The organism is Bradyrhizobium sp. NDS-1, from assembly GCF_032918005.1.
Taxonomy (GTDB): Bacteria; Pseudomonadota; Alphaproteobacteria; order Rhizobiales; family Xanthobacteraceae; genus Bradyrhizobium; species Bradyrhizobium tunisiense.
The window spans coordinates 1606672-1621740 of sequence record NZ_CP136628.1; the positions used below are offsets into that span (position 1 = coordinate 1606672).

The window sequence follows — 15069 nt, forward strand, 5'->3', positions numbered from 1 at the left end:
GATAGATGCTGCGCCGCAATTGGCGGCGGAGGGGCCGGAGGTCCCGGTCCGCGAGGGTGCGCGCCGTGCGCCGGTTCGTCGCTCACTAACATTAAGCGAAGGTCGGTCACGACGCGCGTTGCCTGTCCTTGACCGTTCCGTTACAGTTTTATGACATGGTGCAGGCCTCCGGCTGCGCCGGGAGCCCTAGCCGCCCTTTTTCACTCCCTGGGCCGGCCAGACGGCTGGGTATCATCGCGCCGGACCAGAAGTTGCGTGTCGTCAATGGCGTCCGCGCCCAATCCAGGTCCTTCTGCAGCCACCGCCGCCCTCGCCAGTGTCGCCGCGCTCGGCATATGGCGACTGCTTGCGGTTGCCGCGCCGCATCTGGCCGCGCTCGCGCTGATGTACCAGACCGAGACCGATTTCGGCTCGCGCTTCTCCTTTGCGCTCGCCTGGGGCATCCTCAACTTCTTCTGGATCACGCTGCTGCGCCGGCCGGCGTTGTCGGGCGCGCTGTCCCTCACCATGGTCGTCGTGCTGGTGCTGCTGTCGCGCCTCAAGCACGACGTCGTGCAGATGACGGTCAACTTCATCGACCTGATGATGATCGACCGCGACACCGTCGCGTTTCTGTTCGCGATCTTCCCGAATTTGCGCTGGTCGGTGATCCTGGCCGGCCTCGTCACGCTGCCGCTGATGTATGCGCTGTGGTGGCTCGATCCGTTCCGCATCCGCCGTCTGCCGGCGCTCGCCTGCAAGCTCGCGTGCCTTGCCGCGCTGGTCGGCTATTCGCTCTATCACCCGGACGAGGCCTGGCGCGGCTATTACGACGACGGCTATCTGTCGAAATTCTTCCGCTCCGGCGTCAGTTCGGTGTCCGATTTCGTGCAATACGGCTTCATGGAATCGGCCGTTTCGACCAATGAGCGGCTCAACATGCCGCTGGTCGATGCCTGTCACCCGGTCGGACGCCGGCCGAACATCATCATGATCCATGATGAATCCAGCTTCGACATTCGCGCCGCACAGGGCATCAAGGTGCCGCCGCGCTATGGCGATCACTTCAAGTCCTGGGACGGCAAGCAGCGGACATTCCTCGCCGAGACCAACGGCGGGCCGAGCTGGTTCACCGAATACAACGTGCTCGCGGGGCTGTCCTCGCGCTCGTTCGGCCGCTTCGCCTATTTTGTCACGCGCATCGCCTCGAGCCGGGTCGAACGCGGCCTGCCGCTGGCGCTGCGCCGTTGCGGCTACGACACGATGTCGCTCTATCCCGCCCATGGCGGCTTCATGGCCGCCCGCAGCTTCCAGATGACGACCGGCATCGAACGCTTCCTCGATTCGAAAGACCTCGGAGCCAAGGACGTCGAGCCGGACAGCTTTTTCTACGACAAGGCGCTCCAGCTGATCGGCCAGCAGCCGCCGAACAAGCCGCTGTTCACCTTCCTTTATCTCGGCGCCAATCATTTCCCCTGGGAGACGCGCTTCCGTCCCGACCTGTTGCCGAACTGGCGCGCGCCGGGCAACGTGGCGTCGATCGACGAATATCTGCGCCGGCAGGCGATGAGCGCCGAGCAGTACAAGGCGTTCGTCGCGGGGCTGAAGAAGACGTTTCCCGGCGAGCCCTTCCTGATCGTGCGTTACGGCGATCATCAGCCGGAGTTCGCGCCCGCCATCCTCGAGCCCGGGCTCGACGAGGGCGCGATCGGCAAGAAGCTCGACGCCTACGATCCGCGTCTCTACGCGACTTACTATGCGATCGACGCCATCAATTTCGAGCCGGTGAAGAGTGATGCCGTGATGGACACGGTCGACGGCCCTTATCTGCCGCTGGTCATCCAGGAGGCCGCCGGCATCCCGCTCGACCCCTCCTTTGCCGAGCAGAAGGAGATCATGCTCCGCTGCAAGGGCATGTTCTACAGCTGCAAGGACGGCGCCGAAGCGCGGCGGCTGAACCGCCTGCTGATCGACGCGGGGATAATCAGGGGGTTGTAGTCTCCTGTTCGACCACAAGCGATACTCTTCGACCGTCACCCTAATGGCCGCTTCTTGAGCGGCCCTCGAAGGATGACGGAGCTTGCAGCGGTCCTACCGCCCGCCCACCTTTTCCCACAGCCACTTCGCTACCACATCCGGCGACGAGGTCGCGTCGTTGCCGCTGGCGCGCAGATTCGCTTCACGCATGGTCGCGATATCGATCTTGCCGAGAAGCGGCGTGAGCGCGGCTTGCAACCGCTCGTCGCCGGCGCGCTTCGGCGCCAGCAGCAGGATGGCATCGTAGGGCGGGATCGCGTGCCTGGGATCCTCGAGTGCGACCAGATCGTATTTCGCGATCAGGCCGTCGCTGGTGTAGCCGGCGATGACGTCGACTTCGCCGCTGGCGACCGCCGCATACATGAAGTCGGGCTGCATCTGGCGCTGGGCGCGGAAGGAGAGGCCGTAGGCCTTTTGCAGCGCGGCCCATTCCGGGCGTGAGAAGAACTCATAGTCGCCCGCGATCGACAGGCTCGCCGCATGTGCCGCGAGATCGGCGATGGTGCGGATGCCGAGCGCCTCGGCGCGCTTTTTCGGCATCACCAGCGCATAGGCATTTTCGAAGCCGAGCTCGCCGAGCAAGGTGATGTTGTCCTTGGCGAGCGCCGTCTTCAGCTCGGCGACCAGCTCGGCGCGCGGCTTGATATCGGTGCGACGCAGCTGGTTGGCCCAGAGCGTGCCGGAATAATCGACATAGAGATCGATGTCGCCGGCCTTCAACGCCCCGAAGATCACGCTGGAGCCGAGGCCGGATCGTGTGGTGGCGGGAAGGCTTGCCGCCTGAAGGCGGTCCCTGAGCAGGGCCGAGAGCACATATTGCTCGGCGAATGTCTTGGCACCGACGACATAGCCCTGCGACGAGCGCCCCATCGTCGGCACCAGCGTTGCGGCGACCAACGCGGCGATGCCGGCCGCGCCCAGTGCGGAGCGCGCGTGGCTGTGGTGACGCAGGCCGGCCTCGATCAGGCCCAGCAGCTGATCGACGGCGAGCGCCAGCAGCGCCGAGGCAAGGCAGCCGAACAGCACGAACACCCAATTCTGGGTCTGGAGCCCGGCGAAGATGTAGTTGCCGAGGCTGGTCTGCCCGATCGGCGTCGACAGCGTGGCGGTGCCGATCACCCACACCGCGGCGGTGCGGATGCCCGCCATCATCACCGGCAGCGCCAGCGGCAGCTCGACCATCAGCAGCGACTGCCGCGCGGTCATGCCGACGCCCTTGGCGGCTTCGATCAGCGCGGGATCGATGCCGTTGAGCCCGGTGATGCCGTTGCGCAGCACCGGCAGCATCGAATAGAGCGCCAGCGCCAGCATCGCCGGCAGGAAGCCGAACGCCGAGAAGGAAACGCCGAACCAGGCCAGCGTGACGGACGCGGCCAGCAGCAGCAGCGGATAGAACAGCGCGAGCAGCGCCAGACCCGGCACCGTCTGCACGATGCTGGCGATCGCGAGCAGGATGGCGCGCGGCGCCGGGCGGTTGCGGGTCAGGATCGCCAGCGGCAGGCTGACGACGAGACCGAGCGCGAGTGCCGCGAGGCTCACCCGCACATGGTTGCCGAGATAGTCGGGCAGATGCGCCAGCGCCTCGCCCCAGCGCGGATCGGCCAGCAAGCTCATGCCGCACCGCTCGTCGGCAGCAGCGCGTTCAGCCGTTCGACCTGGCGCCGCGGCGTGCGCAGCAGCTCCAGCACGTAGGCGTCCTCGCTCTTCGAAAGCTCCGCCGGCGTACCCTGCGCCAGCAGCTTGCCGCCACGCATCACGGCGATGCGGTCCGCGAGCAGGATCGCCTCCGTCATGTCATGGGTGATCATCACCGTGGTCAGGCCGAGCTTGCGATGCAGCGCACGATAATCGTCGCCGAGCGCATCGCGGGTGAGGGGATCGAGCGCACCGAAGGGCTCGTCCATCAGCACGATGCGAGGTTTTGCCGCGAGTGCCCGCGCCACGCCGACACGCTGGCGCTGGCCGCCGGAGAGCGCCTCCGGCAGGCGGTCGCGATGCGCATCACGGTCGAGCTGCACGAGCTCCATCAGCTCGTCGACGCGTGCCGCGATGTCCGTCGCCGGAGTGCCCAGCAGCCTTGGCGTGATCCCGATATTGTCGGCAACGCTCAAATGGGGAAACAGCCCGCCGGCCTGGAACACGTAGCCGACCCGGCGCCGAAGTGCGACCGGATCGACGTCTCGTACGTCCTCGCCCTCGACCGTGATCGTGCCGCCATCGGCCTCGATCAGCCGGTTGGCGAGCCGTAGCAGCGTCGTCTTGCCGGAGCCCGAGCCACCGACGACGGCCACAAATTCGCCTTCGGCGATGTCGAGCGACACATCGTCGACGGCCTTGAGGGAGCCGAAGCGCTTGGTGACGCAGTGATAGCTGATCGCCGGCTTCGAGGGCATTGGATGGGGCTCATTTTTTCCTTGCCCCATGCGTAGCACGCTTGGCGCCTCGATTGAACTTGGCGGCACGAGCGGCTAAGGCATCGGGCCGAATTCGGAGGAAAATGCATGACAACGCCCACGGCAGTGGCGCTGGAAGATGCCAAGGTCGCGTTCCGGCTCGGGGACGGGCGGGTCTATACGGCGGTGGAGAAAGCTCATCTCGCAGTGGCGCAAGGCGAGTTCGTGGCCATTGTCGGCCCCACCGGCTGCGGCAAATCCACGCTCCTCAACGTCGCCGCGGGCTTGCTCACGCCAGCGGCCGGCAACGTCAGGATATTCGACCGGCCGCTCGCGGGGCTGAACCGGGATGCCGGGTATTTGTTCCAGGCCGACGCGTTGTTCCCATGGAAGACCGCGCTCGACAACGTCGCGATCGGGCTCGAGGTCAAGGGCACGGCACGCGCCGAGGCGCTGCAGCGGGCGCAGCAATGGCTGACCTCCGTCGGCCTCGGTGCGTTCGCTAATCGCTATCCGCACATGCTTTCCGGCGGCCAGCGCAAGCGCGTCGCGCTGGCGCAAGTGCTGATCCGCGACCCGAAGATCCTGCTGATGGACGAGCCGTTCGGGCCGCTCGATGCGCAGACGCGCCAGGTGATGGGCAATCTGCTGCTCGAGCTCTGGAATGCGGACCGCAAGGCCGTGCTGTTCGTCACTCATGATCTCGAAGAGGCGATCGCGCTCGCCGACCGCGTCGTGATCATGTCGGCCGGGCCGTCCTCGCGCATCATCGGCGACTGGCGGGTGAGCTTGCCGCGCCCGCGCGACATTTTCGAGGTGCGGCTCGACAAGGAATTCCATGCGCTCCATCGCGAGATCTGGAGCGTGCTCAAGGACGAGGTGATGAAGGGCTACGCCCAGTCCACGCAAGCGGCGGAGGCGGTCTGATGTCGCGCCCGACGCTGCTTGCACTCCAAGTCCTGGTCGCCGTCGTCTTCATTGTGCTGTGGCAGGTGCTGTCGACTGTCCCCGTATTCGGCAAGATCCTGCTGCCGCCGTTCTTCTTCTCCAATCCGCTCGACGTGTTCAGCCAGATCGTGAAGTGGTTCTCGTCCGGCGTGATCTGGAAGCATCTCGGCATCACGCTCACGGAATCGCTCCTGGCCTTTGTGATCGGATCGGCCGGCGGCGTGCTGGTCGGCTTCTGGTTCGCGCGCCAGCCGCTGGTGGCCGCCGTGTTCGACCCCTACGTCAAGATGGTCAACGCGCTGCCGCGCGTCGTGCTGGCGCCGATCTTCGCGCTTTGGCTTGGGCTTGGCATCTGGTCCAAGGTCGCGCTCGGCGTCACGCTGGTCTTCTTCATCGTGTTCTTCAACGTCTACCAGGGAGTCAAGGAAGTCAGCCGCACCGTGCTCGACAACGGCCGCATGCTCGGCATGAGCGAGAGGCAATTGATGCAGCACGTCTACTGGCCCTCGGCGCTGTCCTGGATGTTCTCCTCGCTGCATACCTCGGTCGGCTTTGCCGTGGTCGGCGCGGTCGTCGGCGAATATCTGGGATCGGCGGCCGGGCTCGGCTATCTGATCCAGCAGGCCGAGGGCGTGTTCGACGTCGCCGGCGTGTTCGCCGGCATGTTCGTGCTGTCGGCCTTCGTGATCCTGATCGACTATGGCGTCACGCTGGTCGAGCGGAGGCTATTGGTGTGGCGGCCGACCGCGTCGGATGGGCGGGGTTGAGCTGCGAGCAAGATGCGCTCCCCCTATCGAGAATTGCTCTTGTCCCGGCATGCTATTGTTCCGAATGGCCGATGGCCAGTGCCTTCGGCAGCGCTTCTCAAGCCAAGCCTGCTGCTCTATGGTGCCGCCGGCCGAACGGAGGAAAACCAATGAAGAACACGATTGCCAGGCTCGCCGGCGCGCTGCTCGCACTGACGCTCACCACCTCGCTTGCCGCGGCGCAAAGCAAAGTCACCATCGCGATCGGCGGCGGCTCCTGCCTGTGCTATCTGCCGACGGTTCTGGCGAGGCAGCTCGGCGAATACGAGAAGGCCGGCCTCAATGTCGAGCTCGTCGACCTCAAGGGCGGTTCGGACGCGCTCAAGGCCGTGCTCGGCGGCAGCGCCGACGTGGTCTCGGGCTATTTCGACCATTGCGTCAATCTGGCCGCCAAGAAGCAGGAGCTGCAGGCCTTCGTGGTCTATGACCGTTATCCCGGCCTCGTGCTGGTGGTCGCGCCCTCGCGAACCAACGACATCAAGTCGGTCAAGGATCTCGCCGGCAAGAAGGTCGGCGTCAGCGCGCCCGGTTCCTCCACCGACTTCTTCCTGAAGTATATGCTGAAAAAGAACGGCGTCGATCCCACCAGCACCGCCGTGATCGGCGTCGGCCTCGGAGCCACCGCCGTCGCCGCGATGCAGCAGGGTCAGATCGATGCGGCCGTGATGCTCGATCCCTCCGTCACCGTGCTCCAGGGAAACCACAAGGATCTGCGCATCCTTTCCGACACCCGCACGCAGAAGGATACGCTCGAGACTTTCGGCGGCGAATATCCGGGCGGCGCGCTGTACACGACGGCGGCCTGGATCAACAGCCACGAGAAGGAGACGCAGGCGCTCACCAACGCGATCCTCGCCACGCTCGCATGGATCCATTCGCACACGCCCGAGGAGATCATGGCGAAGATGCCGGAAGAGACGGTCGGCAAGAACAAGGACCTCTATCTCGCCGCGCTGAAGAACACGATCCCGATGTATTCCGAGACCGGGAAGATGGATCCGAAGGGCGCGGACGCCGTGCTTTCGGTGTTCAGCGTCGGCTCACCCGAGGTGGCCAATGCCAAGATCGACGTCAGCAAGACCTTCACCAACAAGTTCGTCGAGCAGGCCAAAAAGACGACGGGGAATGCCAAATAGCTGACGCGAAGATGTGGTAGCCGTCCATTATGACGTCACCCATCATTCACCGCGTCACGACGCTCGATCTTGTCGTGCGGCCGATCGTCTGGCCGTTCGCGAAGGAGCGGCGCGCCGAGATCGCGGCGCATTTCACCGAGAAACAACGCGAGCGGCCGAAGATCTGGAACGGCCGCGTGCTGCTCGGGTGCGATCCCGTGTTCATGGACGGCCATTTCGCCTCGACCTATTTCGAGACCGATTTCGCAAGCTTCCTCGCCTGGCGCGACTGGGGCTTTCCCGGTCCTGCCGTGTTCAACGGTTTTGGCATGGGCGCGCTGCGTACGTCCGACGGCGCCTTCGTGATGGGCGAGATGGCCCAGCACACCGCCAATGCGGGCCGCATCTATTTCCCGTCGGGCACGCCGGATCTCGACGACGTCAGGGATGGCAGGCTGGACATTCCGGGCAGCGTCGTCCGCGAAATCGAGGAGGAGACCGGCCTGACCGCGGCGGACTATCGGGCCGAGCCGGATTGGCACTGCGTCGTCAGCGGCCCCACGATCGCGATGATGCAGGTGCTCGATCTCGACATGTCCGGCGACGAGGCTTGCGCTTTGATCGAAGCCAACCTCGCCCGTGAGGCCGAGCCTGAGTTGTCGGCCATCCATCTGGTGCGCGGGGTGAATGATCTCACCCCCACCATGCCGCGATTTGTCACGGCCTTTATCGAGCAGCAGTTCGCTTCGCGCTGATGCGCAAGGCTTGACATCCCTGCGCTCTGCCCATGTGATGGGGACAACGAAAAGCAAGACGAATGCAATGCACAATCGTCCAGGGAGGTTTCGATGCGCCTGCGCAGGACTGCCCGTTTGCTACATGGGCTCTTGGTCGCGATATCGGCCGCGGGTTTGGCGGCGTCCGCCGAGGCCCAGGAGAAGAAGCTCAAGATCGGTGTCATCTACGATCTGACCGGTCCGCTCGCCGGCGGCGGCTCTGAGCTGCAATATACCGGCGCAAGAATCATGCTGGATCAGTACAGCGCGAAGGATGTCGAGGGCTACAAGATCGAGGCGATCTATGCCGATGCCCAGAGCAAGCCGGACGTCGCCATCAATGAAGCGATCCGATTGATCGAGCAGGAAAAGGTTGACATGCTGCTCGGCTTCTTTTCCTCGGCGCAGTGCGTGCCGGTGGCAGCGCGCGTCGAGCAGTTGAAGAAGTTCATGTGGATCACGACCTGCATCTCGTCCGCCGTGCTGGAGAACAAGAACTACAAATACGTGTTTCGGCCGCAGGCCTCCGGCGATCAGTTCGGTATGATGACGATGGACTTCATCGCTCAGAACACGAAGGAAAAGTTAGGCAAGGACCCGAAGGACTTGCGGGTCGCCATCATCCATGAGGACGGCGCCTATGGCGTCGACGTCGCCAAGGGCAATGAGGCCGGTGCCAAGAAGGCCGGTTTCAACATCGTGCTCAGGGAAGGCTATTCGGCCACGGCCCCGGATTTGTCTGCGCTGGTCACCAAGCTGAAGCGGGCCAAGCCGGATGTGGTCTTCCACACCGGCTACAATCCCGACATCACCCTGTTGCTCCGGCAAGCCCGCGAACAAGGGCTGAAGTTCGGTGCACTGGTGGGACATGGCGCCGGCTACGGGGTCTATGAGAAGCTGAAAGAAGGCCTGGGCTCCGATGTCAACTACGTCTTCAACACCGATCCGATCTCGATCTGGCTCGCCAACCAGAAGAGCATGGATCCGAAGCTGCCGCCGATCATCAAGGCGGTTGGCGAGGAGTTCGACAAGCGCAAGCCGGGGCTCGCCATCCGTTCGGCTCATGTCGGCATGGCTGCGTCCAACACCTACCTGTTCCTGACCGACGTCCTGCCGCGATCGATCAAGAAATATGGCGGCATAGATCCGGAATCCCTGCGCAAGGCAGCCCTCGACACCGACATACCCGAAGGCGGCACCATGCTCGGCTTCGGCGTCAAATTCCACGGCGAGGGCTCGCCGATGGCCGGGCAGAACGAGCGCTCGTTCCCCGTCGTGATCCAGTACGTCGACGACAAGTCCCATGTGGTGTGGCCGAAGAGCCAGGCGCAGCGCGAGGCCGTGCTGCCGCTGCCGAAGGGCACCACCTACAGCAACCAGTAGCGGCGGAGAGCGACGGTGCTGGAAGTGAACGGATTGGTGAAGCGGTTTGGTGGCTTCACCGCCGTCAACAACGTGTCGTTCAAGGTCGATCAGGGCGAGATCCTCGGTCTGATCGGCCCCAACGGCTCGGGCAAGAGCACGATCTTCAACATGCTCTCGGGTACGCTGGCGCCGACCTCCGGATCGATCCTGTTTGCCGGGCACGAGGTCGCGGGCCTTGCGCCGCACCGGATCATCAACCGCGGCATCGGCCGCACCTTCCAGATTCCTCGGCCTTTCCGCCGCCTGACCATCTTCGAGAATGTCGCGCTCGCCGGTTTCTACGGCCAGGGCCGCCACAGCCGTATCAAGGCGGAGGAAGCGGCCGAGCGATCGCTGGCGATGGTCGGCCTGCCGACCGATCGCCATGCGAGCGTCGATGGCCTGGGTGCCGCCGGTCTGAAGAAGCTCGAGCTGGCCAAGGCGCTCGCCACCGCGCCAAAGCTGTTGCTCGCGGACGAAAGCCTCGGCGGGCTCGACGAGGCCGAGATGGACCAGGCGGCCGACATGCTGCGCAACATCCGCGACGAGCTCGGCATCACCATCATCTGGGTCGAGCACATCATGGGCGTCCTGATGCGGGTCGTCGACCGCGTCATGGTGCTCGATCACGGCGAGAAGATCTCGGAGGGCCTGCCAAGCGCGGTCGCGGGCGATCCGCGCGTCATCGAGGTCTATCTCGGCACCGATGCCGAGACCACGCAAGCCGCGGCCGCCGAAGCGCGCCGCCGCGCGGGAGGTTAGCCGATGCTGGAGCTCCGCGGCGTCAATGCCGGTTACGGCACGTTCCAGGCGCTGTTCGACGTCAGTCTCGACGTCAATGCCGGTGAAGCCGTCGGCGTGATCGGCCCCAACGGCGCCGGCAAGACGACCCTGATGCGCGTCATCTCCGGCCTGATCCGGCCCTCGCGCGGATCAATCCGGATGGAAGGTGTCGACGTCGTGGCGACGCCGCCGCACAAGATCGTCAGCCTCGGCATTGCGCATGTACCGGAGAACCGGCGGCTGTTTCCGCAGCTCACGGTCGACGACAACCTCAAGATGGGCGCCTTCATGAAGGGGGCGCGCGAGCACTATGCCGAGCGGCTCGAGGTCGTGTTCGACCTGTTTCCGCGCCTGAAGGAACGCCGCCACCAGATGGCGGGCACCATGTCCGGCGGCGAGCAGCAGATGTGCGCGATCGGCCGCGCGATGATGTCCAACCCCAAGCTGCTGCTGCTCGACGAGCCGTCGGCGGGCCTTGCGCCGGTCGTGGTGCAGCAGGTGTTCGAACTGGTGAAGCGGATCCGCGCCAGCGGGCTGACCGTGCTGATCGTCGAGCAGAACGTGCAGCAGGTGCTGAAGGTGGTCGATCGCGCCTATCTGATCGAGGCGGGGACCATCAGGGCGTCCGGCACATCGGCCGAGATGCTGGCGAGCGACACCGTCAAGGAAGCGTATCTCGGGGTGTGATGGGCATGCAGGCGTTCCTGGATATTTTCGACATCTACCTGCTGGAAGCCGTCATCAACGGCATCCTGCTCGGCGGCGTGCTGGCACTGCTCGCGCTCGGACTCAATCTGATCTTCGGCGTGATCGACGTAACCTGGATCTGTTACGCCGAGCTCGTGATGATCGGCATGTACGCCATGTACTTCATGGTGCAGGTTTACGGCGTCAGCTATTTCGTCGCAGCGCCGTTTACCATCCTGTTGGTCGCGCTCCTCGGCGCCGCCTTGCACTACCTCGTGATCGCGCCGTTGCTCACCGCGCCGCCGATCAACCAGTTGCTCGCGACCGGCGGCGTTCTGTTCGTGCTGCAGAGCTTTGCCACCGTTGCCTTCGGCATCGACTTCCGCAATCTCGGCATCCGCCTGCCGGTGCTCGCCTTCGGCGACATGAATTTCAGCTACGCGCGGCTGCTGTCGTTCCTAGCCGCGCTGGTCGGCATGGTCGCCGTCTACCTGTTCATGACGCGGACCTTCACCGGCACCGCCATCCGCGCCATCTCGCAGGACCGCCAGATCATGGCGCTGATGGGTGTCGACACCAGGCGGATCTATCTCATCACCTCCGCGCTCGGCGGCGCGCTGGCCGGGCTCGCGGCCTGCCTGCTGGTGCTGCAATATGACGTGCACCCCTTCGTCGGTCTCTCCTTCGGGCCGATCACCTTCCTGATCTGCGTGCTCGGCGGCCTCGGCAATTTCATCGGCGGCTTCATCGCCGCGTTCGTCTTCGCCGAGATCATCTCGCTCGGCGGCCTGTTCTCCGATCTCGAATGGGGCTACGTGCTCGCCTTCGCCTTCTTCATCGTCATGATGTTCATCCGGCCCGCGGGCCTGCTTGCGAGGCGCCGATGATGGGACAGGGGCGGCTCGCAGCCTGGGGGATCGGATTGGCGGCGCTGGTTGCGCTTCCTTTCGTCTATCGCGATCCCTATCATCTGCACATCCTGGTGCTGATCCTGATCTGGTCGTTCGCTTATACGTCGTGGTCGATGATGGGGCGGTTCGGCCTCGTTTCGCTGGGCCATGGCGGCTTCATGGGGATCGGCGCCTATGTCACCGCGCTATTGTGGAATCATCTCGGCGTGTCGCCCTGGATCGGCATTCCCGTCAGCATGGTCGCGGCCGGCGCGCTGGCGCTGATCGTCGGCTATCCCTGCTTCCGTTTCCGCATCACCGGGCACTATTTCGTGCTGGTGACGCTGGCGCTGTCAGGCATCGTGCTCCAGGTCATCACGGCAACGCGCGACTACACCGGCGGCTCGCTGGGCTATACGCCGAACCGGGCAACAGGCAACAGGCTGCTGGCGCTGCAGTTCGACGACAAGACGACCTGGTACCTGATCGCGCTCGGGGTCTGGCTTTTCGGCATCGTGGTCTGGCATTGGGTCGACCGCAGCATGGCGCGGTACGCCCTGGAGGCGATTTCGGAGGACGAGGACGCCGCCGCCGCCGCCGGCGTCGACGTCACCGCGGAGAAGCTGAAGATCACGCTGCTCAGCGCGGTGATGACGGCGCTGGCGGGCGCGATCTACTGCCAGTACCAGATGTTCATCACGCCGGACACGGTCAGCGGCATCGCGGTGTCGCTCCAGATGGTGTTCGCGGCCATCGTCGGCGGTCTGTTCGTCTCGCTCGGACCGACCTTCGGCGCCGTAATCACCATCCTCCTGGCGGAATCCCTTCGCATCGGCTTCGGCACCAAGGCGGTCGGCTGGGACAATCTCGTCTATGGCGTGCTGCTGGTGCTTTTCATCATATTCCTTCCCAAGGGCATCCTTGGTAGCGTGCTCGACCGATTGAAGCCGCAACGCAAGGTGTCCCGCGCTCATGAGCAAGAAGCCGTCCCAGTCGCTCGCCCAGGAACTTGACCGCTACATCACGCCATTCCGCTATGATGGGTCGGGCAAGTTTCATCTCAAGGCGCACAAGACCGACGAGAAAGGTGATCTCGACAAGGAGAAGGCGCAAGCGATCCTCGAGGCCAACAAGAAGCGGCTGATCGGGTTTCAGGAAAAGCTCTACGCCCAGGACCGCTGGTCGCTCCTGATCGTGTTCCAGGCCATGGATGCCGGCGGCAAGGACAGCGCGATCAAGGCGATTTTCGAGGGCATCAACCCGCAGGGCTGCGAAGTCCATGCCTTCAAGGCGCCGAGCAGCAAGGAGCTCGACCACGATTTCCTCTGGCGTCACGCCGTCGCGCTGCCCGAGCGCGGCCATATCGGCATCTTCAACCGCTCCCATTACGAGGAATGCCTGGTGACGCGCGTGCACCCGGAGATCCTCGCCAAGGAAAAGCTGCCGCCGAGGCTCGTCACCAAGAACATCTGGAAGGAGCGGTTCGAGGATATTTCCGCCTGGGAGCGCTACCTCTGCCGCAGCGGCGCCGTGGTGTTGAAATTCTTCCTCAACATTTCCAAGGACGAGCAGCGCGAGCGCTTCCTCGACCGGCTGGAGGAGCCGGCCAAGCAGTGGAAGTTCTCGATGGGCGACATCGAGGAGCGCGCGCTGTGGCCACGCTATCAGGCGGTCTATCAGGACATCGTCCGGCACACCGCCACGCCTTACGCGCCCTGGTATGTCGTGCCCGCCGACCACAAATGGTTCGCCCGCGTCGTGATCGGCTCGGTCATCAATGCGGCGCTCGAAAAGCTCGACTTGCGCTTCCCGCACGCCGACAAGGCCTCGCTGCGGGAATTCGACGCGGTGCGCAGGGCGCTGGAGAAGGAAGAAAAAGGGGGCAGGAAGCGAGCAACGTGACAGCCAGTAGGACCGCGGACCGGAAGAACGTCAGCTTCGCGCTCCAGGGCGGCGGCGCGCACGGCGCCTTCGTTTGGGGCGTGCTCGACCATGTGCTGGAGGACGGCAGGCTCGGGATCGAGGCAATCAGCGCCACCAGCGCCGGTGCGATGAACGCAGTTGCCATGGCCTCCGGCATGGCGAACGGAGGCGCGGAGGCGGCGCGGGAGAACCTGCACGCTTTCTGGTACGAAGTGTCGCGCATGGACATGGCGTACGATCTGCTCTCGCCGCTCAACCAGTGGATCCAGGCGCTCAAGCTGCCGCCGGAATATCATCCGGTTCACGCCTTCATCCACACGCTGACGCACACGCTGCCGCCGAACCTGCTCAATCCCTTCCACATCAATCCGCTGCGCTCGCTCTTGCAGCGCGTCGTCGATTTCGACCGGCTCAATTCCGCGCCTGAGTCGCCAGCGCTGTTTCTCAACGCCACCAATGTCCGCACCGGCAAGATCAAGGTGTTCCAGAGCCCGCATCTCACCGCAGAGTCCGTGCTGGCCTCGGCCTGCCTGCCGCCCTATTTCCAGGCCGTCGAGATCGACGGCGAGCATTACTGGGATGGCGGTTATCTCGGCAATCCCGCGATCTATCCGCTGATCTACCGCAAGGGCAGTCATGACGTTGTCATCGTGCAGGTCACCGCGATCCGTCGCGACGAGCTGCCGACCAGTGCCGCCGACGTCCTCCACCGCATCAACGAGATCAGCTTCAATTCGTCTCTGATGCGCGAGATGCGTGCGATCGCCTTCGCCACGCGGTTGATCGACGATGGCGAGCTCGACAGCGCGAGACACAGCCGCATGTACATGCATTGGATCGGCAACGATCAGCTGATGTCGCAGCTCGGCACGGCCACGCAATTCCATCCCGAATGGAGCCTGTTGTGCCGCCTGCGCGATGAGGGCCGCGCGGCTGCGCAAAGCTGGCTGGCGCGCAATTTCGACCGGGTCGGGACGTCCTCGACGGCCGACCTGGCCGACATGTTTCTTTAGGCCGGAGACAATAATTGCGAAAACAACCCCATGCACAGTAGCCGGGCGTAGCGAAATCAATGGCTTGCTGGGGCGTCATGTGGCTGCTGATTTTGCGAATCGAATTGACCTCCCCCTGCTTTGCCCGGCGCGGAACTCGTGCGTCCAATTGTGATCTCTCTCCCGATTGATCCCGCTTGACAGTCTTGTGTCACAGGAGGAGCATGGCCATGGTCGCAAACAAGCGACGCGCAACGTCCACCTCATGAGCAAGGGGAGGTCTATGACTCCACCTCCGCAAATCCAGCCGCGTTAAGTGCGATGGAGCTCGTTCGG

14 protein-coding genes are annotated in these 15069 nt (G+C 64.3%); 12 read left to right on the forward strand and 2 right to left on the reverse strand.

All coding sequences use genetic code 11. The features are described from left to right. The first annotated feature begins 264 nt into the window (after positions 1-264). On the forward strand, positions 265-1977 hold the full coding sequence (locus tag RX330_RS07630) for a sulfatase-like hydrolase/transferase (protein WP_317242584.1): 1713 nt from the start codon (positions 265-267) through the stop codon (positions 1975-1977). Between the two features lie 93 nt (positions 1978-2070). Here the strand turns inward: RX330_RS07630 and RX330_RS07635 are convergent, their stop codons facing one another. Next, entirely contained in the window at positions 2071-3630 is a 1560-nt protein-coding gene (locus RX330_RS07635) for a glycine betaine ABC transporter substrate-binding protein (RefSeq protein ID WP_317242585.1), read from the reverse strand. Next, positions 3627-4409 carry an ABC transporter ATP-binding protein gene (locus RX330_RS07640; protein ID WP_317242586.1) on the reverse strand — a complete coding sequence of 261 codons (783 nt, stop codon included), beginning with the start codon at positions 4407-4409 and terminating at the stop codon, positions 3627-3629. Before RX330_RS07640 ends, RX330_RS07635 begins: the two co-directional genes overlap by 4 nt. A 108-nt stretch (positions 4410-4517) precedes the next feature. On the opposite strand from RX330_RS07640, the gene RX330_RS07645 reads away from it, so the two are divergent. From RX330_RS07645 to RX330_RS07695, 11 genes are all read left to right on the forward strand, one after another. Further along, on the forward strand, positions 4518-5336 hold the full coding sequence (locus RX330_RS07645) for an ABC transporter ATP-binding protein (RefSeq protein ID WP_317242587.1): 819 nt from the start codon (positions 4518-4520) through the stop codon (positions 5334-5336). Then, entirely contained in the window at positions 5336-6124 is a 789-nt protein-coding gene (locus tag RX330_RS07650) for an ABC transporter permease (RefSeq protein ID WP_317242588.1), read from the forward strand. Before RX330_RS07645 ends, RX330_RS07650 begins: the two co-directional genes overlap by 1 nt. A gap of 149 nt (positions 6125-6273) precedes the next feature. Beyond that, entirely contained in the window at positions 6274-7299 is a 1026-nt protein-coding gene (locus RX330_RS07655; RefSeq protein ID WP_317242589.1) for an ABC transporter substrate-binding protein, read from the forward strand. A gap of 29 nt (positions 7300-7328) precedes the next feature. Next, entirely contained in the window at positions 7329-8033 is a 705-nt protein-coding gene (locus RX330_RS07660; protein WP_317242590.1) for an NUDIX hydrolase, read from the forward strand. 93 nt (positions 8034-8126) lie between these two features. Beyond that, positions 8127-9437, forward strand: coding sequence for an ABC transporter substrate-binding protein (locus RX330_RS07665; RefSeq protein WP_317242591.1), 1311 nt, complete (start codon positions 8127-8129; stop codon positions 9435-9437). 15 nt (positions 9438-9452) lie between these two features. Beyond that, a complete protein-coding gene (locus tag RX330_RS07670; protein WP_212080711.1) occupies positions 9453-10220 on the forward strand; it encodes an ABC transporter ATP-binding protein in 768 nt (255 codons plus the stop codon). 3 nt (positions 10221-10223) lie between these two features. Next, entirely contained in the window at positions 10224-10928 is a 705-nt protein-coding gene (locus tag RX330_RS07675; RefSeq protein ID WP_212080712.1) for an ABC transporter ATP-binding protein, read from the forward strand. A 5-nt stretch (positions 10929-10933) separates the two neighbouring features. Next, positions 10934-11815, forward strand: a complete 882-nt coding sequence (locus RX330_RS07680; protein WP_212080713.1) for a branched-chain amino acid ABC transporter permease — start codon at positions 10934-10936, stop codon at positions 11813-11815. Then, a complete protein-coding gene (locus RX330_RS07685; protein ID WP_317242592.1) occupies positions 11812-12831 on the forward strand; it encodes a branched-chain amino acid ABC transporter permease in 1020 nt (339 codons plus the stop codon). The genes RX330_RS07680 and RX330_RS07685 overlap by 4 nt, the downstream gene beginning before the upstream one ends. Next, positions 12791-13720, forward strand: a complete 930-nt coding sequence (locus RX330_RS07690; RefSeq protein WP_317242593.1) for a polyphosphate kinase 2 family protein — start codon at positions 12791-12793, stop codon at positions 13718-13720. The genes RX330_RS07685 and RX330_RS07690 overlap by 41 nt, the downstream gene beginning before the upstream one ends. After that, positions 13717-14754 carry a patatin-like phospholipase family protein gene (locus tag RX330_RS07695; RefSeq protein ID WP_212080716.1) on the forward strand — a complete coding sequence of 346 codons (1038 nt, stop codon included), beginning with the start codon at positions 13717-13719 and terminating at the stop codon, positions 14752-14754. Before RX330_RS07690 ends, RX330_RS07695 begins: the two co-directional genes overlap by 4 nt. Positions 14755-15069: the final 315 nt, after the last annotated feature.